16 protein-coding genes are annotated in these 25,214 nt (G+C 67.8%); 6 read left to right on the top strand and 10 right to left on the bottom strand.

Annotation, left to right across the window (positions count from 1 at the left end; genetic code table 11):
- Positions 1 to 60: 60 nt before the first annotated feature.
- From BQ6202_RS02420 to BQ6202_RS02410, 3 genes are all read right to left on the bottom strand, one after another.
- The gene (locus tag BQ6202_RS02420) at positions 61 to 1,644 is read right to left on the bottom strand and encodes a hypothetical protein (RefSeq protein WP_072312880.1); all 1,584 of its coding nucleotides are present in this window, start codon (positions 1,642 to 1,644) and stop codon (positions 61 to 63) included.
- Between the two features lie 59 nt (positions 1,645 to 1,703).
- The gene (locus BQ6202_RS02415) at positions 1,704 to 2,951 is read right to left on the bottom strand and encodes a glycosyltransferase family 4 protein (RefSeq protein ID WP_072312879.1); all 1,248 of its coding nucleotides are present in this window, start codon (positions 2,949 to 2,951) and stop codon (positions 1,704 to 1,706) included.
- A gap of 103 nt (positions 2,952 to 3,054) precedes the next feature.
- A complete protein-coding gene (locus BQ6202_RS02410) occupies positions 3,055 to 5,826 on the bottom strand; it encodes a heparinase II/III domain-containing protein (RefSeq protein WP_072312878.1) in 2,772 nt (923 codons plus the stop codon).
- A gap of 222 nt (positions 5,827 to 6,048) precedes the next feature.
- Between BQ6202_RS02410 and BQ6202_RS02405 the strand changes: the two genes are divergently transcribed.
- Positions 6,049 to 7,464 (top strand): glycosyltransferase 61 family protein, encoded by a 1,416-nt coding sequence (locus BQ6202_RS02405; RefSeq protein WP_072312877.1) that lies wholly within the window; start codon positions 6,049 to 6,051, stop codon positions 7,462 to 7,464.
- An 81-nt stretch (positions 7,465 to 7,545) separates the two neighbouring features.
- Positions 7,546 to 9,168: an adenine nucleotide alpha hydrolase family protein gene (locus tag BQ6202_RS02400; RefSeq protein ID WP_072312876.1), complete on the top strand. Its 1,623-nt coding sequence runs from the start codon at positions 7,546 to 7,548 to the stop codon at positions 9,166 to 9,168.
- Between the two features lie 115 nt (positions 9,169 to 9,283).
- Here the strand turns inward: BQ6202_RS02400 and BQ6202_RS02395 are convergent, their stop codons facing one another.
- The 4 genes from BQ6202_RS02395 to wecC all read right to left on the bottom strand — a co-directional run bounded on the left by BQ6202_RS02395 (position 9,284) and on the right by wecC (position 17,014).
- Positions 9,284 to 10,195 (bottom strand): hypothetical protein, encoded by a 912-nt coding sequence (locus tag BQ6202_RS02395; RefSeq protein WP_072312875.1) that lies wholly within the window; start codon positions 10,193 to 10,195, stop codon positions 9,284 to 9,286.
- 69 nt (positions 10,196 to 10,264) lie between these two features.
- Complete coding sequence (locus BQ6202_RS02390) at positions 10,265 to 12,352, bottom strand: glycosyltransferase (protein ID WP_072312874.1); 2,088 nt, start codon at positions 12,350 to 12,352, stop codon at positions 10,265 to 10,267.
- Positions 12,353 to 12,529: 177 nt separating this feature from the next.
- Positions 12,530 to 15,685 (bottom strand): glycosyltransferase, encoded by a 3,156-nt coding sequence (locus BQ6202_RS02385; protein ID WP_143143611.1) that lies wholly within the window; start codon positions 15,683 to 15,685, stop codon positions 12,530 to 12,532.
- Positions 15,686 to 15,778: 93 nt separating this feature from the next.
- Entirely contained in the window at positions 15,779 to 17,014 is a 1,236-nt protein-coding gene (gene wecC, locus BQ6202_RS02380; RefSeq protein WP_072313168.1) for a UDP-N-acetyl-D-mannosamine dehydrogenase, read from the bottom strand.
- A gap of 184 nt (positions 17,015 to 17,198) precedes the next feature.
- Between wecC and BQ6202_RS02375 the strand changes: the two genes are divergently transcribed.
- A complete protein-coding gene (locus BQ6202_RS02375) occupies positions 17,199 to 17,972 on the top strand; it encodes a DUF6270 domain-containing protein (RefSeq protein ID WP_072312872.1) in 774 nt (257 codons plus the stop codon).
- A 25-nt stretch (positions 17,973 to 17,997) separates the two neighbouring features.
- Here BQ6202_RS02375 and BQ6202_RS02370 read toward each other — a convergent pair whose 3' ends face one another.
- The 3 genes from BQ6202_RS02370 to BQ6202_RS02360 form a co-directional block, all read right to left on the bottom strand.
- Positions 17,998 to 19,872, bottom strand: a complete 1,875-nt coding sequence (locus tag BQ6202_RS02370; RefSeq protein WP_083586810.1) for a glycosyltransferase family protein — start codon at positions 19,870 to 19,872, stop codon at positions 17,998 to 18,000.
- Between the two features lie 81 nt (positions 19,873 to 19,953).
- Complete coding sequence (locus tag BQ6202_RS02365) at positions 19,954 to 20,466, bottom strand: hypothetical protein (RefSeq protein WP_072312871.1); 513 nt, start codon at positions 20,464 to 20,466, stop codon at positions 19,954 to 19,956.
- A gap of 96 nt (positions 20,467 to 20,562) precedes the next feature.
- Positions 20,563 to 21,204, bottom strand: a complete 642-nt coding sequence (locus BQ6202_RS02360; protein ID WP_072312870.1) for an arsenate reductase/protein-tyrosine-phosphatase family protein — start codon at positions 21,202 to 21,204, stop codon at positions 20,563 to 20,565.
- 58 nt (positions 21,205 to 21,262) lie between these two features.
- Here BQ6202_RS02360 and BQ6202_RS02355 point away from each other — a divergent pair, with 58 nt between their 5' ends.
- From BQ6202_RS02355 to BQ6202_RS02345, 3 genes are all read left to right on the top strand, one after another.
- Positions 21,263 to 21,847 carry a VanZ family protein gene (locus BQ6202_RS02355; RefSeq protein ID WP_072312869.1) on the top strand — a complete coding sequence of 195 codons (585 nt, stop codon included), beginning with the start codon at positions 21,263 to 21,265 and terminating at the stop codon, positions 21,845 to 21,847.
- A 134-nt stretch (positions 21,848 to 21,981) separates the two neighbouring features.
- On the top strand, positions 21,982 to 23,571 hold the full coding sequence (locus BQ6202_RS02350) for a glycosyltransferase (RefSeq protein ID WP_072312868.1): 1,590 nt from the start codon (positions 21,982 to 21,984) through the stop codon (positions 23,569 to 23,571).
- 78 nt (positions 23,572 to 23,649) lie between these two features.
- Complete coding sequence (locus BQ6202_RS02345) at positions 23,650 to 25,185, top strand: hypothetical protein (RefSeq protein ID WP_072312867.1); 1,536 nt, start codon at positions 23,650 to 23,652, stop codon at positions 25,183 to 25,185.
- The last annotated feature ends 29 nt before the right edge of the window (positions 25,186 to 25,214 follow it).

Genomic DNA, 25,214 nt, shown 5'->3' with positions numbered 1-25,214 from the left:
GTAGCGTCCTGAACCTCTCGACCTTCGCTTCGCGACAACGGACAGCTGCTCATCGCGGACCTAGCCGCGCACGATGAAGTCCGCTGCCAGTGCGAAGGACGCTGCGAGCAGCTCTTTGTCGTGGGCATGCGATCGGCGCTGGTCCTCTTGGAAACCTCGGACGGCAGATGCAGCCTTCGCTACCGCGTCAGCACCGAGGACGGCGCGAACCTCATCTCGGCGCAGTGCCCTCGCAACATCCTCGATCCAGATCCCATACGGGTCCTCGAGAGCGAGCGGACCGGAGACTCCTTGCGGCTCGCCGAAGACGCGCCCTGGAGTGGGTGTCTCAAGATCCACCACCGTGAGGTCACGGACGTTGGCCTGGGAGGGAGACTTGCTCGGGTCATCGAACGGCAAGTCCTTGAGGCCCGGCGCGAGCGACTCCATGACATCGAAGTAGATCTGCCGACCGTCCCGATGGTCTTGCCGATCTGTCACCGCATCGGTCAAGGCAGATTCCAGCGGTGAGAACACGATGCTGTGATGGGGCAGGTGTCCGAAGTGGAAGCGATTCCGGAATTCCCTGTAGTGCAACGTGAGCGGGTGCACGGCGGGCCTCGCCGCTTCGAGGACGCGGGAACTTGCGCTCACCGCTTCGCTCCACTGCTCGTAGTGTTCCGGCGACATCGACGCTCGTGCACGTCTGACCTGGTCACCTGCGCTGCTGCCGCTGTAGTACGGACGGAAGTTTCCCCCGCCCGCCCCATGCGCGTGCACAGCAGCCAGGTCGAGCGTCGTGCTGTGGAAGTACAGCGGCAAGTACATTCCAAGAGAGTCCTGCCGCCACGCGCGACGGGCGCGCAACGGTTCCGCGGCCCGTCGACCGGGCTGGGGTTGCTCCTCGAGGGTCAAGTCGTAGGCGCACGCCACCTGGGTCGCTACCTCGAGATCGAGCAGCTTCGAGGCGTTGGAGACCACTGAGACCCGAGGATGCTTCGGTGAGTACTCCTTACTGGCGAGGAGGAAGGCCAGGACGGTCCGCGAGTCGATGCCCCCGCTCAGGTCGACCTGCATCGAGACTCGGGAGTCGGCGAGCAGCGTCGAGAGCCGCCCGCGCCACACATTGACGTAGGTGTGCAGCGCCTCTTCGTACGACGGGTCACCTGCCATCGCTGCCATCTCGATCTCCGCTCCGCTGGCTTCCAGGACGACGGAGGCGAATGAGGGGACGAGTGTGATGTCTGCGATCGGGGTGGTGGAACTGGCGAGCTGGTCCGTGAAGCCGCGAGGAACGCCGAACGCGGCGACCAGCGCTAGCTCGCTGCGAAGCACCACGCCGCGTGCTCGGAGGTGCTCGACGAGATCGTGGAACGACGAGCTGATGACCCATGCGCCCGCTCGTCGGAAGAGAAACAGGCGTGCGAGCCCTCTCGAATCCGTCCCAACTCGAAACCCCGCCGCGGTCTGTTCCACGACGGTGTAGCAGCCGTCTCTCCCGCGCCCGACGCGCTCGCCGGTGCGGCGCTCGTAGTCGTCCGCCCCGTGCTGGCCGACCACGAGATCCGAACCCATCCAGCAGTACCCCCGGAACTGGGCCTCGGGAGGCAAGCCGAACGACGAGATCAGCAGCGTCGTGGGCGCTTGCACCCCCGGGTCGAGCATGGGCCTCGCGGATGCGGACCGCCTCGGCCCGCCGCCCAGAGCGCGCGCTCGAAACTGCATCAGCGCGGCGCTGGGGAAGGACGGACGGCCGACTGCAGCACTGCGAGATAGCGGTTGGCGATCGCGTCGTAATCTGCGTTTCGCGCCGCCCACGCCCGTCCTCGGTCGCCGACATCGAGCCGGCTCCCGTCCGCCTGCAACCGTCGCCACAGCTCGACAAGCGACTGCACATCACCCGGAAGCACGATGTCGCCGCTGCCTGCCTCCCGCACGAGCTGCGCACTCTCACCGGCGACGATCGCTGTCATGTGACGCCCTGAGGCCATGAGCTCGTACAGCTTCGATGGGACTGTCCAGGCAAACGGAGCCCAATCCCTCAACGAGACGATGCACGTGTCCGCCCAGGCGTAATGCTCGACCACCTCGGAACCCGGCACGCCTCCGAGGATCTCTACCGGATTGCCGAGAGCCCGGTTGAGCTCTCGAAGTCGTGGGAGCGCGACGCCGTGACCGACCAACCGCACCTGCAGCGGAACACCGGCGTCGCGCAAGCGCGCAGCCGCCCGAACGACGACCTCGAGACCCTGACTCCTGCCGATCGTGCCCATGTACAGTGCGCGCAGCTCGGGATGCCCAGTGGACCGCTCGGGCACTCCGCGATAGCGTGCGACGCTCGTGCCGTTGCGAATCACCGCAACTTCTGTCACGCCTCTCTCCAGCAAGACGGCCGCGAAGCTCTCCGTCGTCGTGACCACCCTCGCTGCATCCCGCTGCAGCCCTGTGATCTGTTCGTGAACCACGCGCTTGAGCGCCTGCACGAGTCCGCGCTTCGGAGTGAACCCAGCGACGTGCGAGACCAAGTCCGGCCAGGCGTCTCGCATCTCAGCGACCAGGGGGATCGAGTAGCGGCGAGCGAGCGCTCTGCCTGCGACCAGCGAGGGCAGCGCCGGCGCGGTCGCAACGATGACGTCCGGCGCGATGGCTCCCGAATCGATCAGGCGCCGCGCTCGTCGCGCGGTGGCAGCCGCGACCCAGACGTGGTCGAGCGTCCTCGTGTGCATCCGCCCGTCGTGGCGCAGGAAGGAGACCCGGAAGACACGCGCACCCGCCTCGTCTCGCTCTACCGACCCGGGCCCGTGCGCTTCTCTCATCTGCGGATCCAGTCGCCCGCTCGGGTAATGAGGCGGCGGGCAGATGACGTCGACCTCGTGGCCGGCAGACGTGAAGCGCTCGATGAGCGCACTCCACCGTCGTTGGGGCGCACTGTTCTCGGGAGCGTAGTAGTGAGTCAGCAGAAGGATCTTCATGGAGTCGCACCTCGCGCCGGGGAGTCGTCTCGTCGCATACCCCATCCTCTCGCGAGCGCCGCCCGCCCAGACCCCTCCCGTCGTCGACTGCGCGGGGCCCGCATCAAGCGCCCCTCGTCGCCGACGAGGCTCCGGCGCGATCGGTCGAAGCATCGCTGCTGATGGAGAAGCAGGTGACGAACGTGTGCTCGCTGCGTGCGGTCACGTGATACCCGAACGACCACGCCGGCGTGAGTTCGAAGTCCGAACGCGATCGCCAGCCTCGAAGAGGTTCGCGCTGCCCTCGCACCGGGGATTCCAGTGCGGCGTCGGACAGGCCCTCGACCGTCATCTCACCACCGTTCTCGAGCCTGAAGGCGACGACCCCCGGACGCGGCTCGGTCGGATCATCGAGTGTTCCCGGAAGGTTCCACCACACGTTGAAGTCGTGCAGCTCGCCATCCAAGCTGCGCACTTCGTCCTCGACTCGAAGACTCGAACCCGGAACGAGATGTATCCGTCGCTCGTGCCGCCAGTGACCGTGATCCACAGCCCCGGAGAGCCGGAACGCCCCGCCGATGGCGGCAGCCTCCTTGATCGCGGAGCCATAGGGAGCCCGACGGCGGCGCTCATGATCCTGCCGGTCGGCCTGCGCGGTGTTGTGCGCGACAGTTCCCTCGACGTACTGCCGCTCGGGGCGGCTGTAGAAGAAGCCCTTCTCGCGCAGGGGCGAATCGGCGGGCAGCGGGTCGAGATAGCCGAAGCGCCCAGCATCGATGAGAAGCTCTTGGCCGGCGTCGAACCAGGTGATCGAGAGATCGTCGCAGTGCTTGTGCGTCCGAGAGTGGAATCCGCCCATGAAGCTCAGATAGGCAGCCGATCTGTGGTCACCCCGTTGCTGTGGCTGCGGTGATCGCACGAAGGCATAGCCCGACTGCGGGAGCAGCATCAGCTCGACGGCGTTCGGCTCTCCGGCCGCCCCGCCCGAGCTGAGGAACCGCGTGTGCGGAGTTGCGCCGGGAGACGCTCTGCTGCTCTCCCGCTCAGGGGAGTCACCGATCTGCACCAGGCGACGGTCCGGCTGGATGAACCAGCCGAGCACCTCGCCCGCTCGCTCGAGCCTCTCACCCACCTCGGGATCATCGAGAAGTCCGTCATCCGTGGCGTCCTTGAACGACGACAAGAGCATGCGGTGGTAGTCGGGCGAATGTTCGAGATGGCCACCGTCGGCGGCGAACTGCGTCGTCACGACTTCACGAAGGCGCAAGGTGCCCTGGTCGGTGAGTACGCCCATCCCCGGAAGCGCATGAAGACGCTTCGCGAATGCGAGCTGACCGACGGCGGTGTAGAAGCCGTGGTTGGTGCGCGGGTTGAACGCCGCCGGCTCGAAGAGCTTCCGTTGATGGACGAGCGCGACGTCGATCAAAGGCTGCACGATGTCGTCCGCCAGACCTTCGAGCAGCGCCTCCTGCAGGAGGTAGGCCAGTCGAGGTGCCCGCAGACCCATGGCCATGTCGTACCAGGCCATCGTTCCGTGCGCGGCCCCGTCGAGGAAGGTCCTCGACCAATCTGCGGCGCGGCTCAGGCACCAGACGAGAGCATCGCGGTTCTCGTCCTGATCCCACGACTCGAGCAGGGGGACCATGAAGTCCCACGCGTGCAGCCTGAACCCCTGGGATCTGTTGTCACGGCACGCGAGGATCCAGTCGAACGGCGATGTGATCGCAACCGGTGGGAGCTTGCCGTCACGCCAACCCTCGCCCATGATGTCGTCGGCGGTGGCAGAGCCACCGCCCATCGCCGCGACCTTGCCGAGACCGCGCTCAGACCCGTCGAGGAGTGCCCGCGCGTGCCCAGCCTCGATGCCGCTTCGACCTACCCGAACCAGTTCTGCACCACCGCGCGGCATGACCCCTAGGTGTTCGAGGACCGCCAAGACCGCAGCGCCGTCGGTCGGGTCCTCGAGCAGATAGACGTCCGCACCAGGCTGCGCCGAGCGCTGCGCTCGCTCCAACAGCGCCTCGGTCGACGCGACGACGAAGTCGGCCTCAGAGACGAGCTCATCCTCGCGCTCGCCGCGCAGCCGCCAGACATCCGGAGGCCCCCATCTCGCCGGTACCTGCTCACCTGACCACCCGTACTTGTCGCGCTGGCGCTCCAGCCACGAATCCTGCCAATAGCCGCGGACGTCGTAGACGAACGGGATTCCGTACGCTCTGCATACCTCGCGCGCAGCCATCCCATTGAGGAAGTCTGAGGTAGCGATGATCGCCGAGGGGCGCACCTTGCGAACGACCGCTGCAAGTCTTGTCGTGGCGATGCGCAACCACTCGTCCAGCATGACCGAACCACGCAACGGGCCAGGCACCCGGTGATACGAGACCCCATCGACCGTGTCGATGTCGTAACCGGCGGCCTGCCCGAATCCCATCTGTGTCGCGACCGCGACCCGAGCACCCAGCTCCTGCGCCTGGGCGACGAGCGCGTGCGTGCGCCGCGTGAAGGTCGAGTCGACCTCAGGGAGCGAGGAGCCGACCACAACGAGGAGGCGGCCGGGCTCAGCCTTGTAAGGAGGCGTCAACGGATCCACCCGCAGTCCAGGATCGCCTCTCAGGACCGCCAGTTCTGCTGCCATGGAGGCAGCTCCGCTGACTGGCCGTTCCGGCTCGCGCTCTGCGACGACAGAGCCCACCGAGGCCGCCCGATCCAGATAGCCCTGCGCTCGCAAGAGAGCGGCAAGCTGACGCAGCTTCGCAGTCGGCCACTCAGTGATCAGACCCGTTGCCTGCAGCAACTCGTGCAACGGCACACCCTGCTCACTGGAGAGGAGTCCATCCACGATTTCCGGAAGCCATTGCTCCACCGCGAAGCGGTCATTGCCCTCGACGACGGTCAAGACGCTTCCCTTCCAGTTGCCACATTCCGCGCGGAACCCTGGCGAACGCGCGCAAGCGCGAGCACTCCGCCTCCTGCACCATATCTGGATCGCGCGGCCACCTCCTGCTGCGGGAGCACCCGCTCCCGGAGTCGGGAACGAGATTCCTGGGCCGAGTGCGAGCTGCACCCTGCTGGTCTTCGCGCAAAGCCCATTCATGACGGTGTTGCTAAGGTCATCTTCATGTCGCCAGCCGTCGAGGAAGTCCTGCCCGGCGACCGGGTGAACTTCGAGCGTCTGACGCCGACCGACTGGGGAGTCGACAGCGAATGCTTCGTCGAGCTGGAAGAGACCAAGTCCAAGACCGTTCGCTTGCGAAAGCGCGCAGAGGCAGGCTCGACGATCGAATGGCAGCACGACAACTCTGGTGAGAAGCTTCAACTCACCTTCCGACGCATCGGTCCGCATGGACAAGTCGGAGGCATGATCGGCTCGGCACACCGCTGGGTGCCAAGCGCTCTGCGTGCGCCGGTGCCACCCGAGGCAGAGGGTCACGGCGACACGCTCCAAGCCAGTCACCACCGGGAAGTCACCCTTGCGCCGTATGTCCGCAGCTACCTGGGGAGCGGAGTGTTCTCCACTCGGGGGTATGTCGGCGCATGGTCCAACGATTCGCCGGCGATCGAAATACTGGACTTCGCTCTCGGGCGCCAGTACTACAACCTGAGGCCACCCGTCGATGCCGCGCACAGACGCTCGGGGACCGTCATCTACCTCGGCCCGCCGCAGCGCGGTTGGGGCCATTTCCTGACCCAAGGACTCTCTCGTCTCTGGTATGCGCTGGAGCACCCGGAGACCCCGGTGCTGTGGGACGCGCCCGGATTGCTGCCCTATCAACAGCGAGTCCTCGAAGTCCTCGGAATGAGGAACGAGCAACACTTCCTGACGGAGCCGGTGGAATGGGAGCACGTGATCTTCCCGTTCCCTGGGCTGTGCATCGGAGAGTTCGCCTCTCGGCAGCACACGGACATCATCGGGCGCGTCCCGCCTTCGCCTCAGATCCCCGGCAGACGGGTATTCGTCTCTCGTTCGGGGTTGAAGGAAGAGATCTCCGATGATGAGCGAAGTCTCGACGACCTCGTGACGCGTCACGGCTTCACCGTGTTCCGGCCGGAGCAGCACTCGATTGCAGAACAGCTCGACGTCCTTTCCTCAGCGGAGGTGGTGCTGGGACTAGAGGGTTCCGCACTGCACACTCCTCTCCTCCTGCAAGATCCGATCGTGACCCGGTTCTGGGCCCTGACGCGGCACCGAGCGGGCGCCGGAGTCTTCGAACACATCCGTAGCGCGAAGCAGCTCCGATACGAGACGCTGAACTTCCTTCGCTCGTCCACCCGAGGCGGGCACAAGTCGCCGTTCGACCTCGACCTCGCCGCGTTGGACGACGCTCTGCGGCGCACGAGCGGGCTCACGGAGAACCTCGAGGAGCTCCAGGGGCGCATCGAGCACCCTTGGACTGGGCGCACCTCGTACGCGACGCACCTCCGCCATGCCCAGGTGCACTCGAGTGCGGACGAGGAGGTCATCGCTCGAGCGCATCTCGCGCTGCTCGAGCACGATGAGAAGACGGCCATCAAGCTCCTGAGGCTCGGGATATAGTCCGCTCGAGGACCCTTCCCGCATTCAGGACGGCGAAGCGCAGAGAGAACGAACCCTCGAGATCTAGCGGAAGCGGCTCATGTGAATGCCATCGATGAAGACAGCTCAGCAGACGATGCGCTGACGTTCCTCTTCTCAAGCTTCACGCGGCTTCCGCGGTCGTTCTTCCAGGGCTACGCCTTCTCCGGCCCTGATCTCGTCATCGGTCAAGAAGGCGCCCGGGCCTTTCTCGCCGAGCATGGTCAGCACGTGCTTCCCGGTGAGGACGGGTGCTACGTCAGTATCGTCCCGAGTGCTGATGGGCCTGTGATCGGAGTGGATCACGCCGGGTTCAAGAAGCTCTTCTGCTATGCCGCTGACGGCGTCTGGTGCGTATCGAACTCGCTCAGTCAGATGGCAGATCACCTTCGGTCTCACGGCGTGGCGCTCGCTCCTCACTCGGCGCAACTCGCCGCGCTCCGACTCCGAAGTACCTTCGTCGAGCAGTTGAGCACGCCAACCACCGTCTTCGCAGACATCCGTCTGATCCCGCGCGACACGATGCTGGTCCTCACTGAGCGCGGGCCGCGCACGACTCCGGCTCCGTCTCCGCCGCCTCCAGCCACCTACTCCGATGCGCTGCTCGCCTATATCGACGCATGGAGGGCCCGACTGCTGACGCTGATCAACGATCCGAGCATCGACGTCAGCGTCGACCTCTCGGGCGGGCTCGACTCTCGGGTGGTGTTCGCCCTCGCGGCAAGCGCCGCAGGCGATCGCCCCCTCGATGAGAGCATGCGGCTCATCTCGGGGAAGTCCGTCGCTCAACGGCCGGATTTCGTCGTCGCCCGCCAGATCGCTGATCGATACGGCGCCAAGCTGAACCGACCATCCCCCGGGTCCACCCCGAGCTACAGCCCGGCAGAGTCGTTCAAAGCCTGGCGAGATCTGTGCTTGGGGGTCTACCTGCCGATCTACATACCCAAAGCGCCGATCTCGCCGAGGCACGCGAACCTCTCTGGTCTCGGCGGTGAGAGCCACCGCACCTTCTACCCGCAGCAGCCTTCCCGGTCATTCGTGGAGTCGATCCCAGGGGACGCGGACCCTGAGTCCCTCGAGCTCTGGCGTTCCGATGTGACGTCGCTTCTCGAAGGATGGCGCCTGAGCGACTCGACTCGGCATCCCCTCGTCCGTCACTATCAAGAGTTTCGCGCGCGCTTCCACGGCGGACTCTTCGCGCAGACGAAGATCAACCTCACCCCGCTCGCCAGCAAGCTCCTGGACCCCCTCGCCCGCGCCTCCTTCCCCGAACGACGCTTCTACTTCGAGATTCTTGAGAACACGCTTCAGGGTCTGATGGACATGCCCTTCGACGTCGAAGCGAAGGCGGCCACTGCCAGCGAGAGGAACAGTCTCGTCCGGGTGTCTGCGGCCGACGAGATCGTTCCCGGGCGCGTCTTCTCGGGCGAGATGCCTCTCTCCGCGACGGAAGGTGGCGGCCCGACGCCACTTGAACGAATCGCCGACGAGTTCGAGGATGCAGCGTCGCCGTCCGTTCGTGAACTGCTCGGTCACCGGCTCGTCGAGGATGCGTCGTCGCTGCTCCAAGCCTCGGCAGAGACCGGCTCGTTTGGCCACGCTCGCCGAGCGAGCGATGTCAGCCGCGTGCTCACAGCGGCGATGGTGCTACACGATCGTGTGGGCCGCGCGCCGCAGCTCGATTAGAGGCGCATCCTCCCGCGGGCAGTCACCGAGCTCTCGGCTGCGCAGCCCACGTCAGCGGGCTCGTGCGCATCCCGAGGCGGGTCCTCTGCCCATGGCGCCGGCGGCCGCGCATGACCTAGGGAGTGGTGCCTTCGCGGCGCGCACGTTCCAGCGCACGGACGGACTCAGCGGTGGGTCCACGCAGGAAGTCCCGTGCGGCTAACGCTGCAGGCCAATCGCCGCCGGCGTCAGCGGCCATCGCGAGCAGGTCTCTGGTCGTCTCCGATGGCGGCGGCCTATGGCCCTCGCCCCACTCGCCGAGCAGCGTCCACACCTGTGCGCGGTCCTCCCCGAGCGTCTCCAACCACGGCTTCATGTGGTTGTCGAGGTGATTCGCGTCGCCGAGGTTCTGCACGTACGCGATCGTCGATCTGACCCCGCTTGCGTGAGCGGCAGCGCATGTGATGAGCGCTGGGACTTCCTGCACCGTCGACACCCCGGGCCACGCTGCTCCCACGTATTCTCTGACAGCAACTGGATAGAAGCGGCTGATGTCGGTCTGGGGGTTCAGCACGAGCGCCAGCGAATCCGGGAAGTGGGCCGAATACACGATGCTCGCGAAGCCGCCACCGGATGCGCCGAACAGCACAAGATGCTGCCGGCCGGTCGAGGCGGCGCGAAAGTGTCGGATGACGGCGGGCAGGTCCTGCTGCAGCGGCTGCGCCTCGTTGCCGACGTGCCAGCCGAGTCGCACCCCGCGATCGAGAGAGGGATCGGAGATGGAGAGCACGTTCGCGTTGAGGTTCGCGGTCGCGCCTACAGCGTTGAACACGGGCATGGTCGATACGCTCTGCGCTACCGCAGCGTGAAACACGACGATCGTGGTCTCGGCTCCGCGATCGAGGAAGAGGATGTCGAGAGGGCCGCCGTTGTAGCCGATGGTCGAGACCCCGCCCCGCGGCGGCGTCGCGAGGAGTGCTCCCAGAGAGTCGAACTCGTGGACGGGGTACTTGGCGAATCTCGAGAGATCTCGGACGAGTGGATCCACGCGACTCACCTTACTGCCGGGCGAACGCCGCTCACATGACCGCAGAGCTTGCCGCCCGCCGCGAGGGCACTAGCCGAGGAGCTCCCCGTACGTCCTGGAGATCGTCTGCGCGAGGACTCGCCAATCTCGATTCTCGACCACCCAATCTCGGGCGAGCGTACCTGTGCGCTCGACGAGCTCTCGATCATCGAGCAACTGCTCCAGCTCGAGCCGAAGACTGCCCGCGTCGCCCTTCTGGTGCAAGAAGCCGTTGGTTCCTGGGATGACGAACTCTGCAAGCGCGTTGACGTTCGCGGCGACGACAGCCTTGCCCATGGCCATCGCTTCGAAGGGCTTCAGGGGCGAAACCATCTCGCAGACAGGCAGAGGCAAGCGCGGGAACGGCGCGATATCGATCACCGAGTAGTAGCGCTCGACTTCTTCGTGCGGAACGCGTCCGGTGAACGTGATCACGCTTTCGAGCGAGAGGCCCTCCACCAGTGCCCGCAGCCTCTCCAGCTCGGATCCGTCTCCCACGATCAGCACGTGGAAGTCATCGCGCGAGCGCGCAAGGTCTGCTGCGGCCGAGATGATGAGATCGATGCCCTCGTAGTCCAGCACAGAACCGACGTAGCCGATCACGGTCTTACCAGTCACTCCCAGATCAGCCGCCAGCTGCTCATCGCGTCGCATGGGCACGAAGCGCTCGGTGTCGACGCCGTTGGGGACGATCTCGATCTTGCCCTCGTCGACACCCCTCGCGACGAGCTCCTCCTTGAGCGCTCGGGTGATCGTCAAGACGCGGGTAGCGCCCATCGCGGCCTCGGTCTCCATGCGCGCCATGAACTGGTAGCCGCTTCCGCGCGTCCACTCCGGGTCGCGGGATGCTCGAGTCACTTCCCAGAGACCCCGAACCTCGTAGATCGAAGGGATGCCCAGCTCCCGGGCCGTGCGCACCGCAGTGAGCCCGTTCCAGTGGTTGGAGGCGGCATGCAGCAGAGCGGGTCGCAGCTTCATCGACAGCTCGCGAAGGGAGCTCCCATACCGTTCGGTGTAGGGCAGGAGGGGATTCTTCTTCTCGATCTCGCGCGACTGCAGCAGCCTGCGATAGGTCACGTCACCGATCGTCTCCGCGATCGGGACATCAGGGATCGTCGCCTTCCCTGGCATGTCGTACGGATACCCGAGACGAGTGACGCCGTCGACGACCCAGCCTGATCGATTCAGCTCGGACAGCAACCCATGGGTCCGTGTCGCGTAACCCGCCGAGTGGTGCGGGAGCGAGTTGTGGAGCAGATAGAAGACGTGGTCGTTCTCAGGCGAGTAGCTGGTCGTCGCGCTGAGGGGAGGGAACGGATAGCCGGTCCTCAGGAGCTTGGCGTTGCTGTCGGCGTCCCGCCGATAGCCCGCTCGCAAGCCGCGCGCCCATGCATCCTCCGGCTGGATGCGCAGATAGGCGTCCAGGTACTGGATGGCTCGCTGGTCATGACCGCCCGCGCGTGCCCGTCGGATCGCACGCCGAAGCGCGTTCATCGGCACGGCCCGCACATCCGCCTCGGCCAAGAGACGGGTCGCGACGTCTCGGTTCCCTCGGGCGAGCAGCACGGTCAAGTGCGCGCGCATCAGATCGTTGGGCTTCAGCGTCGGCTGGAACGACTGCAGGAACTCGTCGGTGACGCGCTTCTCGTCGTACGCAGCGTTGATCTGCACGGCAGCCTGGCTCACCGGGTCCGAGTCAGATGCGATCGCGGCGAGGACAGTCTTCAACTTGTACGGAATCGCGTAGTCCAGTGCCGCCCGATGGGCGCCGGGATTGGCTGCGATGCTGTCGCTCAGGCGGGCCAGAGCCCAGGAGACCCGCCGCGACGACAGCTCCAGTTCCCTGACGAGCTCGAGGTACAGCTCGAGCGCATCGATCCTCGAGCCATCGCGGGCGAGCAGCTGCGCGAGCACTTCCTCCGCCGCGCCACCCTTCGAGTGCGTCACCAGGAACCGTGCGTACTCGAGAAGGACCTTCGGATCCGCTTGACCGTGCGCGATCGCCTCGCGATACGCGGCGAGAGCCTGCTCGAACCGACCCTTCGACGTCGCCAACGTCCGCGCGCGCTTCAATTCGTCGCTCACAGAGGACACGCTTTGCTCTGTCCGCTCATTACGCTTCAGTTCGAACTTCGCCATGATTCCCAATCATAGGTGTTGGATGTCTGCACCCGTCACCCGCTCCGGGCGACCGAGCGCCAGGACAACCATCATCCGTTCGTGGGCGAGCCGTCCACGACGCAGCAAGAGCACGATCCGCACCCCATTCGAGGTCCGGAGGCCATTCGGGCTGATACCGATCGCGCCCTCACCAGCTCAGGCGATGGAGGGCCGGACCCCGAGGGTCTCGTAGAGCGCTAGATACTTCCGCGCGTTGAGATCCCAAGTCCTCTCACTCCGCACCCATTCCGCTCCGGCCTGAGCCATCGACGCACGACGCTCGGGACTGGCGAGCAGTTCAGCGATCTTCAGCGCGAGATCGTGCTCGTCGCCGGCATGGAAGAGCTCTGCGGCTCCACTCTCGCCCGCGATCTCGGCCAGCGCATCGACATCCGAGAAGATGCACGGACGTCCGGTAGACATCGCCTCGAACGGCTTGAGCGGCGTGACGAGGTCGGTCACCGCTGCCCGCTTCCGAGGAACGACGAACAGGTCGATCGCTCCGTAGTAGTCGAGTACACGCTCGTGCTCGACGCGACCCGTGAAGGTGCACCTGTCGAGGCCCAGTTCGGCCACCAGCCGCTCGAGCGGCTCGCGCTCAGCGCCATCACCGACGATCAGCAAGCGGATCGGAGCGTCGCCCAATGCACGGGCGACTGCGATCAGCTCCTCGGCACGATCGCGCGCCTGGTCGCCTCCGAGCTCCGGATGCAGCGTCCCGATCTGTTGACGGAGGAACGCCGATGGCTCGAGAGCGCCCACGCCAGCAGGAGCGATCTCCGACGACGGATCGGCGTCCGGCTCGAGCGACCCGTCGCCCGCCTCTTCGATGGTCGCGGCTGCATCGAGGGCTGCGCGCGCCAGCTGCAGCTCGAACATCGCCCTGACGAGCGTGTCGATTCCTTCGTACTCGACGATCGAAGAGATGTAGCCGACGACGACTTCGTCGGCGCCGATACCGAGCTCACGTCGCGAGTCCTCATCGCGCACCATCACGGGGAACAGGCTCGGGTCGACCGCGTTCGGAGCCAGGCTCACCGACGGGACCGGATGGCCGCTGCGGCTGGCGACTTCCTTGATGTGCTTCTCCATCACCTGAGCGAGGGTGACGACAGCTTGCGACTCACCGCGGAACTGCGCTTCTCGATCGGCCCGCAACGTATACATCTCAGGCAGCCCGAACCTTGCGTCGAGGGCTTCGATGTCGTCCCAGCCGAGCGCTCGTGCAGTTCGAGAGAGCCAGCTCTCCTCCCAGAAGCCACGGGTCTCGTTGACGACCGGGATTCCGTAGGCTCGCGCGACCGGCAGGGCGATCATCGCGTTCATGAAGTCAGAATGCACATGCAGAAGCGATGGGCGAACGATGCGCACGACTTCGGCCAGCGCGTGGACGTTCGCTTCGAGCCAGGCATCCCACGCCACCGCGCCTCGCTGCGGACCGCCGATCAAGTAGTAACGAATGCCGTCGTGGGTGTACGTCTCCGTGTGTGCGTGCTCGCGCCCGCTCGCGCCGCTCTGGGCGACGACGACCGGTGTCACCCCAGTGCGTCTCTGAGCCTCGACCGTGTACTGCGTGCGCAGCGTGTACCCGGTCTGCGTCTCGGGCAGGGCCTTTCCGACGATGTGAAGGACGACGTCGGGCTCCGACGAATCCGTCATCTCGGGCAGCTCGAACTCTTGTTGGAGCTCCGCTCGGTAGAGCGCCAGCTCGCTCGCTCGGACTTCTGCTGCATGCAGGTCCGAGGCCTCCTGCGTTCGAGCAGCGATGCTGGAGACGAGGGAGAGAGACTCCGTCAGGTAGCCCGCGGCCCGGAAGGCCTTCGCGAGTCCCCTGCTCTGCGCGATCGGAAGGTCCTCGATCGCTGCTGGGAACGCACGTACGAACGGCAGCGCGTCGAGGGCTCGATCTCCGGCGCTCGCCGAACGGACTCTCGCTCCGGCTCGCTGGGGATCCACGACGCTCTCCAGGCGAGCGCCCAACTTGCGAGCAAGCGAGGCAACTGCGTCGAGGTTCCCGTCGGCCACGACCTCCAGCCGCACGCTCTGGTCCTCGAGCGCGGCAACGTGAGCTTGTAGCGTGAGCAGCTCTTCAGGGATGGCAGGGCCCGCTGCTGCGACTTCGACAGTCGCAAGGCGGTCTGCTACCTCCTGCAGCCGGGACATGGACGCTGCAAGGAGCGCATCGACGCGCAGCTTGTCCGCCGAACCGGCGTCGGCCGAGGACTCCAACGCAACCTCGACCGCCTGCAGGTCGCTGGCCTCGGCCTTCGACTCCTCCAGCTCCGAGACACGCATGACGAGCTGATTGACATCTCCGCTTCGAGTGTCCTCGATCTCGGTGATCCGCAGCGCCAGATCGACGAGCTCGCTCGACCGCGCCGACTCGAGCGCGACGATGCGAGTGTCGAGCACGCCAACCTCAGAAGCATGGCCGTCGCGGGAGTCTTCGAGGCCGGTCGCGCGCTCGTCGAGGCGTTCCAGGCCATCGACCACTCTCTCGCGAAGCTCCTCGAACGCTTCGAGCCGAGCACGCAGGCGGGCGGCGTCGTCAACCGCTTCCGACAGCGAGGATTCCAGCTCGGAGAGTCGGGCATCGAGCGGCTCGACGTCCCGCACGCGTGCATCTTCCAGTTCCGCGAGACGCATGACGAGCTGGTTGAGACCGCCGGCCCCCGCATCCTCCAGCTCTCGCACCGACTCCGCGAGTCGTTGCCGGTCCTCGACATCGATTCGACCGGCGACTTCCAGGTCCTGCAGTCTGTCGCTCAGCGCACTCAGCGCTGCAAGCGCGTCGGCGAGCTGGGTGCGCTCGTCCTCCTCCGGGCTGAGCCGCTCGACTGCATTCAGCCGGTCGGCGAGCTCGGGCAGCTCGCTCACACGTGCTTCGACACCAGCGATCGACCGCGCCAGCTCGGGCAGCTCGCTCACACGTGCTTCGACACCAGCGATCGACCGCGCCAGCTCGGGCAGCTCGCTCATGCGTGCTTCGACACCAGCGATCGACCGCGCCAGCTCGGGCAGCTCGCTCATGCGTGCTTGGACACCAGCGATCGACCCCATCAGCTCGGGCAGCGGTCCGACGCGAGCTTCGACGCCAGCGTTTGCTTCGGCAAGAGCGCCGAGGCGACGCTCGATGTTCTTGACCCGAGTGGCGCTGGCCCGCAACTGCGCCCGGTACCACCGGATGGCGAGCAAGGCGGTGGCCGCCAGCCCAAGAACACCCGCGCCCAAGCTCAGACCGAGCCAGATCAGGAGCGCCCTCTCCCCCGTCGCCAGATAGGTGAAGAGGAGGACGGCCGCGACGGCGAGCACAGCGATGAGCAGAACTGCGGCAGACACGAGCAGCCGCCGAGCGAGGTGTCTTGGCATGAGGTGGGGAGTTCCCTTCGAAGCTCGCTCAGTCCCTCAGCGCCAGAGGCCCTTGGTGTCGACGACGATCTTCTCGTGCAGCAGATCGCGGTCGATCAGCTTGAAGGGGTCGTGGTCGACGAGCAGCAGCACGATGTCGGCACGCTCGATGCCGTCTTCGAGGCTGACGAGCTCGACGTTGTCGCGCTCGGCCAGCTCCTTCGGCAGCTCGTCGACGTTCGGCTCGACGACGAGCACCGTGCCTCCCTCGAGCCGCTCAGCGAGCGCGCCGGCGATGTTCCGACTGGGCGACTCGCGCAGGTCATCGATGTTGGGCTTGAAAGCGATGCCCAGGGCGGCGACCGTGGGCGCCTTGAAGCGTGCTGCGCGCTCCAGCACCTTCTCGATCACGATCTCGGGCTTCGAGTCGTTGACGTTGCGCGCGGTAGCGATCAGCTTCGAGAACTCTCGATCGGCGGAGACGATGAACCACGGGTCGACGGCGATGCAGTGGCCGCCGACGCCCGGGCCGGGCTGCAGGATGTTGACGCGCGGGTGGTGGTTCGCGAGCTCGATGAGCTCCCAGACGTCGATGCCCTGACGCTCAGCGATGATCGAGAGCTCGTTCGCGAAGGCGATGTTGACGTCTCGGAACGCGTTTTCGGTGAGCTTGGCCATCTCGGCCGTCTTTGCGTCGGTGACGAGCAGTTCACCGTTGCAGAAGCTGGCGTAGAGCTCGCGCGTCATCTCGGACGCCTCGGCCGTGGTGCCGCCGATGATCCGGTCGTTCTCGACCATCTCAATCATGATGCGACCTGGCAGCACACGCTCGGGGGCGTGGGAGAAGTAGAGGGAGTTGGCCCGCCCGGGCTCATCGGTGAGGTCCGTGCGCTCCTTCAGGATCACCGCGGCCATGTGCTCGGTGGCCCCGGGAGGGGACGTCGACTCGAGGACGACGAGCTCGCCGCCCTTCAGCTTGGGCGCGATGCCGCGTGCAGCCGCCTCGATGTACGAGAGGTCCGCCTCGTGGTCGCCCTTGAACGGAGTCGGCACGGAGACGATGTAAGCGTCAGCCTCGGGCGTCTCGGTCTGTGCACTGAGCTTGCCCTGCGCGACGGTGCCGGCGACGACCGTCTCGAGGCCCTCCTCGACGAAGGGCACGCGTCCGGCGTTGATGGCGTCGACGTTCGCCTGCTTCACATCGACACCGATCACGGTCTTTCCCGCTTGCGCCAGCACCGCGGCTGTGGGAAGCCCGATGTAGCCCAATCCGATGACGCTGACAGTCTGCATGGGCGTGCTCGTGCTCACCGAGGTGCTCCTTGAGTTCGGAAATTTTGCGCTTTCTCTCACAGCGTATCGCGCGAGGTGGCGCGACCGAGTCCGCGGACCCACGCCTCTTGGCGGCTCAGATGGGACGTCGAGTAACCTGGGACGCCTGATCGCGCCAGCGAGCGCACGACCGCCTTGGAGTTCCGTGCCTGATCCTGCTTCGCCTGCCCCCCGCGTTCTTGTCTATGGCAGCTGCGTCGCACGCGACACCATCGAGTTCGCGGAGGCGGACACCGTCGACCTGCGCGGGTACGTCGCTCGCCAGTCGCTGATCTCCGTAGGGAGCGACGCTTCGGCGCACCTGCCGACGCTCGACGACGTGTCGTCGAAGTTCCAAGGGCGGATGATCCAGGCCGACTTCGCGGGCAGCCTGCCCGATCGACTGGACAAGCTCGCGCCCGAGGTCGACGTGCTGCTCTGGGATCTCGCAGATGAGCGGCACGGCGTGCACCGATTCCCTGACGGCACGGTCGTCACGCGCAGCATCGACACCATGAAGGTCACGTCGGTGTCAGCGGCGCTGGATGGGGCCGTGCTGGTCCCGTTCGGAACCGACGAGCACTTCGCGCTGTGGCGCGAGCGCGTCGAAGCGTTCACGACGCAACTGCGCGGTCTCGGCCTCTTCGACCGCACGGTCGTGCTCGACGTACCCTGGGCGATCCGCACCACCGAGGGCGACCCCGCACCGTGGAGCATGGGCGTGCGCGCGGGCGACGCCAACAAGCGGTACCGCCGCTACTACGACGAGCTGCGCCTGCGGGGGTTCCGCATGGTCGAGCTGCCGGAGGAGGTCGTGCTCGCCGATCCTCAGCACCGCTGGGGCCTCGCGCCGTTCCACTACTCCCCTGACGTCTACCGCGAGGTGCTGCGGCAGCTGCGTGAGGTGCACGGGTTCGACGGATTCGCCGAAGCGTCGTAGCCGCGCGCGAGTCATACGGCGTCGCTCAGACCCGCACGTGCTCCTCGGCCAAGCCGAAGCTCAGCACGTCGCTGTTCGCGAGGATCCGCTCGTCGTCCGTGTGCCAGGTGTGGCCCGCTCGGGCGCCGCGCAGCTGGATGAAGTTGAAGCGGTCGGCGCTGTAGATGCCACCCCCGCCGGCGAGGATCGCGCGCTGGAAGGTGGTGTCCTCCCCCAGCGTGCGGTCCTCGAACGGCGTCGACTCCCATGTCGCCCGCGGGCCGACCATCGTCGGACCGCCGACGAGGTCCGACCAGCGGTGCTCGCCGTGCGGGTTCTGCAGCACGGTCGCGTCGAACGCGGCGAGGTGGAGGTAGCGGGCTTCCTTGCCGACGAGCTCAGCGGCCGAGTAGTCGAGCGCGAAGCAGGAGTCGAGCAGGTAGTGGTCGCCGTAGATGTCGTCGTCGTCGAGCTTGGCGATCACGTCGCCGTCCGCCGCATGCACGAGCCGGTTCAGGTTCGCGCCCAGCGACGTCTCGCGGTCAGCGCGCAGCACGATGAGCTCGGCGATGCCCGCCGCACGCGCGAGCGCCTGCAGCTCGGTCTCGTCGGCATCGAACCCGTGCAGCATCAGCGCGAGCTGCACGTCGACGTCGACCTGCCGGCCGGCGGTCGCGATGATGCCCGGCACCAGGTGCGGGCGGATGGTCGGTGCGATGATGCTGACCTTCGGACGGCGCCACGCGGCAGGGTCGGCGAGGCCGACGGACTCGAGCACCTGCGTCGCGCGACGAGAGAAGGTGTGCTCGCGCCAGATGCGCCGCTGCGCCAGGTGCACCTGGCGGTCGCGCAGCTCTGGCGACCGCACGAGCGCGCGCAGCACGAGCGCCGCCTCCTCCTGGTCGTCGACGATCGAGATCTCGCTGTCGTCGAACCAGTGCTCGACCGCGGGGCTGCGGGTCGTCACGACCGGCGTGCCGCTCGCCAGGATCTCGAAGACGCGGCGCGCGAGCATCGTCGGGCTGTCGACCACCGAGTTCACGTTGAGCATCACCTTGTGCGCGCGATAGCCGGTGAGCATCTGGTCGTAGTCGAGCGAGCCGCGCACGAAGCCCTCGAACGCCTCCGGGAAGCGGTACTTCGGATCGTTCTCGAAGCGCGAGTAGATGTCGAAGCCGATCCCCCGGCGCTCCGCCACCTCGGCGGCCGCTCCGAGCAGCAGCTCCATCTGCGCCTGCCGCTCGGGGAACTTGTGCGACCAGTAGCTGCCGCCGAAGCCGATGTCGCGCACCTGGTGCAGCCCCTTCTGCCGCATCGGGTGGTGCAGGGCCGGCTGCGCAGCGAAGCCGAGCACGTCGATGCGGTCGTGCCCCAGCACCTCGCGGTAGCGCTCGACCATGTTCGCGTCGGTGGTGAACACGCGGTCGAACAGGCGCGCCGTCTCGAGGAAGTCCTCGAAGTGGGGCGGGTCCTCCTTGTTCCAGAAGACGGCGGGGATGCCCAGGTCACGGCAGTGCGCGACGAGCGCCCGCAGCGACTCGGGCGGCGCCTTCGGCCCGCTGAGCTGGAACTTCCACGCCCCGCGCGAACCCGACCAGGCCGACTCGACGAGCAGCAGGTCGATCGGCTGCTGCTCGAGCTGCTCGAGCCACTCCTTCGGCTTCAGCTCGACCACGTCGAACTCGTAGCCCCAGGCACTCGCCGAGAAGGTGTCCATGATCGTGCCGACGCGGATGCCCGCGCGGCGCGTCGGGCGCTCGGCGACCGGCCACGCGGGCATCGCGGTCGCGAGGCTCGTGGGCGGGGTCACAGCGCTGTTGCGCGCGGCGACGCCGCGGCGCTTCGACCACGACCGCAGCTGCCGCACACCGCCTCTGCGGAAGTGCCACAGGCCGGTTCGGAGTGTCTGCAGGGGCTTCACGCCCCTATCCTCTCGCGACCGTGCGCAGGGACCTGCGCGCCCGACCCGGCGGGGTCCCTGGCGTCGGCCCGGAGCTGCGGCTCACGCCGCCCAGGCACGACCGATCAGCAGCTCGCTGAGCACTCGCCCGAGCCTCGGCCCATACTGCTCGGTCGTCGCAGCGCGATGGCGTCGGCCCGAGTGCACGCCGGTCGGCACGAGCACTCGCGCAGTGCACGCGGCCGCGACCACGCTGCGCGAGAACGCCGCGTAGCCGCGCTCCCAGACCGAGACGAGCGCACCGGCACCCGTCGCCCGGGCGACGTGCTCGAGCGTGAGCGTGAGCTCTTCGAGCGTGAAGACGCGCTGGCGCCGCAGCAGCGGCACCGCGAGCCGTCGGAGGTGCTCGCGGTCGATGCCGATGATGATCTCGGCGGCTCGGGACTGCTCGCGGTGCACACGTCGAGACGGCTCGCGCGAGATGTCGAGCACTCGCAGCTGCACTGCAGAAGCGAACTCCTCGGCTCCCAGCGCATCCTCCACCTCACCGACGACGAGTGCGATCAGCCGGCGCGAGGCATCGGCATCGCCGTCGAAGACGACGAGCACGCGCACGGCGTGCTGGTCGGAGCGCGGCCATGCGCGTGGGCGAAGAGAGGAAGGCATCTCGATCTCGAATGTATCTCAACACCAGATCGGGAGCCCGCGCCCCTAGCCTCTCGCGAGCGCGCCGAGCGCGGTCGCGAGGCGATCCACGTGCTCGGCCACCGCATCCGCTGATCGCCTGTAGTGGTCGGGCGATCGACCGTAGGGGTCATCGATGTCGATGTCTTCGGATGCGCCGGGTGGCAGGAGCCCGCGGGAGCGTCCCGCGGCGCCGACGACCCGTCGCAGGAATGCGGGCACGTCTGGGCCCGCGGGCTCGATCGCTGGCCCGGAGCGCTCCGCCAGCCACTCGACCACGCGCGTCAGCTCGATGAGGGTGAACACGCGGTGGTTCGCCCGCGGCAGCGCCCGCACGACCGCGCTCCGGTGGTCACGTGCGAGCGCGAGCACCAGGTCTGCTTGCTGCACCTGATCCGGCAGCAGGCGACGCGCGACGTGGGCGGCGGAGTCGGTGATGCCGAGGCGCCGTGCTTCCGCCACGGCGAGCGCTTCCATCTCGGCGCCGTCGACCGCGATGGTGCCGGCGCTCGTGACCTCGATGGCGCCCGCCTCCGCGCCCAGCGCCCGCGGCAGGCGGGCGCGCAGCAGCTGCTCGGCCTGCGGCGAGCGGCAGATGTTGCCGGTGCAGACGGCGAGGATGCGGAAGGCGGCATCGCGCGCGGGCTCGAGCCTGGCGTGCTGGGGCATGGCTCGAACCTAGCGCCGACACTGGGCGCGTCACAGGGTGCCGCGGGAGGATCGACGCATGAGCGCCCTCGACCACGACGTGCCGGCGCGCGTCGAGCGAGGCGCGCCCCGCGCATCCGCACTCGCTGCGCCACGCCGCGGCGCCGCGCCGCTGCGTCGCGTCGGCATCGTCGGCCTCGCCGCTGCGGTGCCGGTCATCGCGCTCATCACGCTGTGGCCCACGCACTTCCTGCTGCGGATCAAGCCGCGGGTGGTGCAGGGCATCGAGTGGCTGCACGCCCGCGACATGTTCGAGTGGATCTACTGGACGCGGCTCGAGGTGCTCGCCAACGTCGCGATGTTCGTGCCGCTCGCGCTGCTGCTGGCCTTCGTGCTCGGCGCCCGGCGGTGGTGGCTCGCGCTCGTGCTGTGCCTCGCGGTGACCGTGGGCATCGAGGCGACGCAGCACTTCATGCCGGGGCGCGTGGCCTCGATGCGAGACATCGTCGCGAACGGCGCGGGGGCCGCGATAGGGGTCGCACTCGCTGCCCTGGTTGAGGGAACCTTAAGATTTGAACGACGTGTCGCGTCCAATCCGCTGAGGCTCGGACGACGTTCAGACGAACCTGGGGTTTCCTCAGGTGCAAACCCGCGCTCGCATTGATGCGCCAGACGTAAGTTTTCCTCACCGGAGCACCGGGCGACACAGGGTCGCGCTGAGACGCCCGGGAGGCAACGTCGTCGACGAGTCGGGTTCACGTCCCGGCTCGCTTCGCCGTGCCCGGAAAGGCACACCCAATGAGCGCACTCGCGAGCATCGCGGCCGCATCGGCGTCGACGGCGATCGACGCCTCGGCGACCACTCCGGCGACCATCGTCGATGCGACCTCCATCGCCTCGGCCGCCTGGAACCCCTACGGCGGCCTGCCGCTGCCCGTGCAGCTGGCGCTGCTCGGTCTGCTGCTCGTCGCGCTGATGGGCCTCGTGATGGTCACCGTGCTGCTGGTGCAGAGCGCTCGCGAGCGCCGCCGACAGGCGCGCGCGGTCGAGGGTGCCGACGAGTCGGGGTTCCTGTGGGTCTACGTCGTGCCCGCGCTCGACGAGGAGGTCACGATCCGCGACAGCGTGACACGCCTGGCCGCGGTCGAGGCGAGCAACAAGATCGTGCTCGTGATCGACGACGGGTCTGAGGACTCGACGCCGACGATCCTGGCAGCGCTCGCGCGCGAGATGCCCGGGCTGCACGTGCTGCGCCGCACCATGCCGAACGCCCGCAACGGCAAGTCGGCCGGGCTCGACGACGCATGGCGGCACCTGCACGAGGACGTGCTGCTGCGGCCCGAGTACCGCCGCTGGAGCACCGACCGCGTCATCATCGGCGTGGTCGACGCCGACGGCCGGATCGCCCCCGACTCCCCGCCCGCCATCGCCGCGGCGTTCGCCGACGAGCGGGTCGGCGGCGTGCAGTCGCTCGTGCGCATCTACAACCGTCGCCACGCGCTGACGTGGGCGCAGCACATCGAGTTCGCCATCACCGCGCACGTCTTCCAGCTCGGGCGCTCGCGCTGGGGCACCGCCAACATGGGCGGCAACGGGCAGTACGTGCGGCTCGCAGCCCTCGACGACGTCGTGGCCGAGGATCACCTGCCGCGCGAGATCGACCGTGGCCCGTGGCGCGATCGCCTCACCGAGGATCAGGACATCGGCATCCGGCTCGTGCGCGCTGGATGGCGCGGTGCGCAGACCGTGCTGACCGCCGTCGAGCAGCAGGGTGTGACCAGCCTGCGTCGCCTGTGGCGCCAGCGCATCCGCTGGGCGCAGGGCGCCTGGCAGTCGGTGCCGATGCTGCGCGGCGCCGGTGCGATGGATGCGTCCGTCGCGGCCCGCGTCGACCACGCCCACTACCTCCTCACGCCCGTGCTGCAGGTGGTGATGAGCCTCGGTCTCGTCGGCTCGCTGTGGCTGTTCGTGGTCGAGGGGGTGCCGTGGGCCGGTGGCGGCATGTGGTTCGTCGTCGCGTTCGTGGTGCTCGCGACAGCGCCGGTGTATGCCGCGCTCGTGACGATCGCGCCAGCCGGCGTGCTGCGGCCGCTCGTGGCGCTCGGCTACCTGCTCCCCTACCTCGCCTACACGTGGGTGCTGTGGCCGGTCTTCGCGATCAGCCTGGCGCGCGAGGCCGTGGGCGTGCGCAGCTGGGCGAAGACGGCGCGCGAGCCGCTCGACGCGCACCTGTCGGGGGTCGAGCACGACTTCGCGACCGGAGCGCTCGCGCTCGGTGCCGGGGTCGCTGCGACGGCCGCCGCGGCTGCCGTCGGGGCTGCGGCAGAGGCTGCGGCCGGTGCTGCCAGCGGTGCCCGCGCCGCCGCGCGCCCCACGAAGCTCGCCTGATCCGGCCCCGGCCGGGCACTCGTCTACGCTCGGAGGTGACGCGGCCGCCTGGCCCTCGCACCACCACCGGGAGCCCCCATGCTCGACGCCCTGCTCGGCAATCGCCACGAGCGCCGACGCCGGCAGGCGGTCGCTGACTTCCACCGCCGCGAGCAGCAGCTGCGCCCCGGCTACAAGGTGTGGGGCTACAAGAACGTCTTCGCGAAGGGCTTCGTCGTCACCGACGGGCCGACGCCCTTCACGCCCCGCGAGGGCTGGGACCACCTGACCGTCGGCCGTTGGCACGTGCGCCTCGACCCGGTGCTCGAGCGGCAGCTCGCGCGCTCGGCCGTCGGCGAGGTGCTCGTGCTCGGCCAGGCCTTCGACGACGCCGGCCCCAAGCGGCGCGACCGCGTCGCCGAGCGCATCCTGCAGGCGATGTCGCGAGCGCAGGGCTCCGAGGCGCAGACGGATGCGCTCGACGAGTCGATCGCGTGGGTCTCGGGCAGGTACGTGGTGCTGGTCGCCCGCGGCGAGCGCCTCGACGTCTACGGCGACCCGCTGGCCTCGCGCTCCGCCTTCTTCCACCGCGGCGCCGAGGGGGTCGCCCTTGCCTCGCACACCGAGATCCTGTCGCAGCTGGCCGGCGGGCTCGACAGCTCGCGCAAGCGCTGGGTCGCCGCGCACCCCGACTACCAGGATCCGGCGGGCAAGTGGCTGCCCGGCCTCATCACCGGCCACGACGACGTCGGCCAGGTCTTCGCCAACGCCCGCCTCAGCATCCGCGGCACCGACGTGCAGCACGAGCGCTTCTGGCCGCGCGCCGACCGCGTCGAGCTGCCGCCGCGCGAGGCTGCGGTGGCGTTCCGCGACGAGCTCGGGCAGCAGGTGCGCAACTGGATCTCGGTCGCCGACGTGACGGTGCTGACGCTCACCGCCGGGCGCGACTCGCGCGCCGTGCTCGAGGCGGGCCTGCTCGACCTGCGCGAGGCGGGCGCCGTCGCGCTGACCTATCACGCGCTGCACCGCCCGGAGAAGTCGACGCGCGACGACCTGCTCGCCGCCGACCGCATGGCCGCATCCGCCGACCTGCACCACATCACGCTCGACGTGCCGCAGCTGTCGCCGAAGTCCGAGTTCGCGAACCTCTACCACACGACCTTCCCCACCTGGCAGCGCTATGCGAACCTCGCGAACGCGATGTACCTCGCCGCGCCCGCGAAGGCCGCGACGATCTTCGGCGTCGGCGGCGCGATCATCACCGGCATGTTCCGCAACACCGACGACCGCGACCTGCGGCCAGCGCTGCTCGCGCGCAAGTTCACGTCCTCGTCGTTCGGGGAGGACCCGGAGCTGATCGCCGAGCTCGGGCGGTGGATGGCGTTCTGCGACTTCTCGGTCGAGGCGCTGCGCGGATATGACTTCTACGACCTGTTCCACTGGGAGCACCGGATGTCGAAGTGGGGCGCCGCGGGCTACTCGGAATACGACCTCGCGACGACCCCCGCGCCCGTGCTCTCGTCTCGGCGACTGCTGGTGGCGGCGCTGTCGCTGCCGAAGCAGCAGCGTGTCGACGCGCTCGTCTATCGGTTCATCGCGGAGGGCGAGGCGGCGTTCGCGGACTCCCCCGCCTGATCCGACGCGGAAGTAGTTGCCACGCCGGA

This window comes from Agrococcus sp. Marseille-P2731 (genome assembly GCF_900117395.1).
Classification (GTDB): Bacteria; Actinomycetota; Actinomycetes; order Actinomycetales; family Microbacteriaceae; genus Agrococcus.
This window is presented reverse-complemented; position numbering and strand designations above follow the sequence as displayed.

What these genes read in the sequence shown, in the direction of transcription:
- BQ6202_RS02420 (WP_072312880.1), bottom strand. Translation starts at nt 1,644, where the DNA reads ATGCTCGACCCGGGGGTGCAAGCGCCCACGACGCTGCTGATCTCGTCG.
- BQ6202_RS02415 (WP_072312879.1), bottom strand. Translation starts at nt 2,951, where the DNA reads ATGAAGATCCTTCTGCTGACTCACTACTACGCTCCCGAGAACAGTGCG.
- BQ6202_RS02405 (WP_072312877.1), top strand. Translation starts at nt 6,049, where the DNA reads ATGTCGCCAGCCGTCGAGGAAGTCCTGCCCGGCGACCGGGTGAACTTC.
- BQ6202_RS02390 (WP_072312874.1), bottom strand. Translation starts at nt 12,352, where the DNA reads ATGGCGAAGTTCGAACTGAAGCGTAATGAGCGGACAGAGCAAAGCGTG.
- wecC (WP_072313168.1), bottom strand. Translation starts at nt 17,014, where the DNA reads ATGCAGACTGTCAGCGTCATCGGATTGGGCTACATCGGGCTTCCCACA.
- BQ6202_RS02360 (WP_072312870.1), bottom strand. Translation starts at nt 21,204, where the DNA reads ATGCCCCAGCACGCCAGGCTCGAGCCCGCGCGCGATGCCGCCTTCCGC.
- BQ6202_RS02355 (WP_072312869.1), top strand. Translation starts at nt 21,263, where the DNA reads ATGAGCGCCCTCGACCACGACGTGCCGGCGCGCGTCGAGCGAGGCGCG.
- BQ6202_RS02350 (WP_072312868.1), top strand. Translation starts at nt 21,982, where the DNA reads ATGAGCGCACTCGCGAGCATCGCGGCCGCATCGGCGTCGACGGCGATC.
- BQ6202_RS02345 (WP_072312867.1), top strand. Translation starts at nt 23,650, where the DNA reads ATGCTCGACGCCCTGCTCGGCAATCGCCACGAGCGCCGACGCCGGCAG.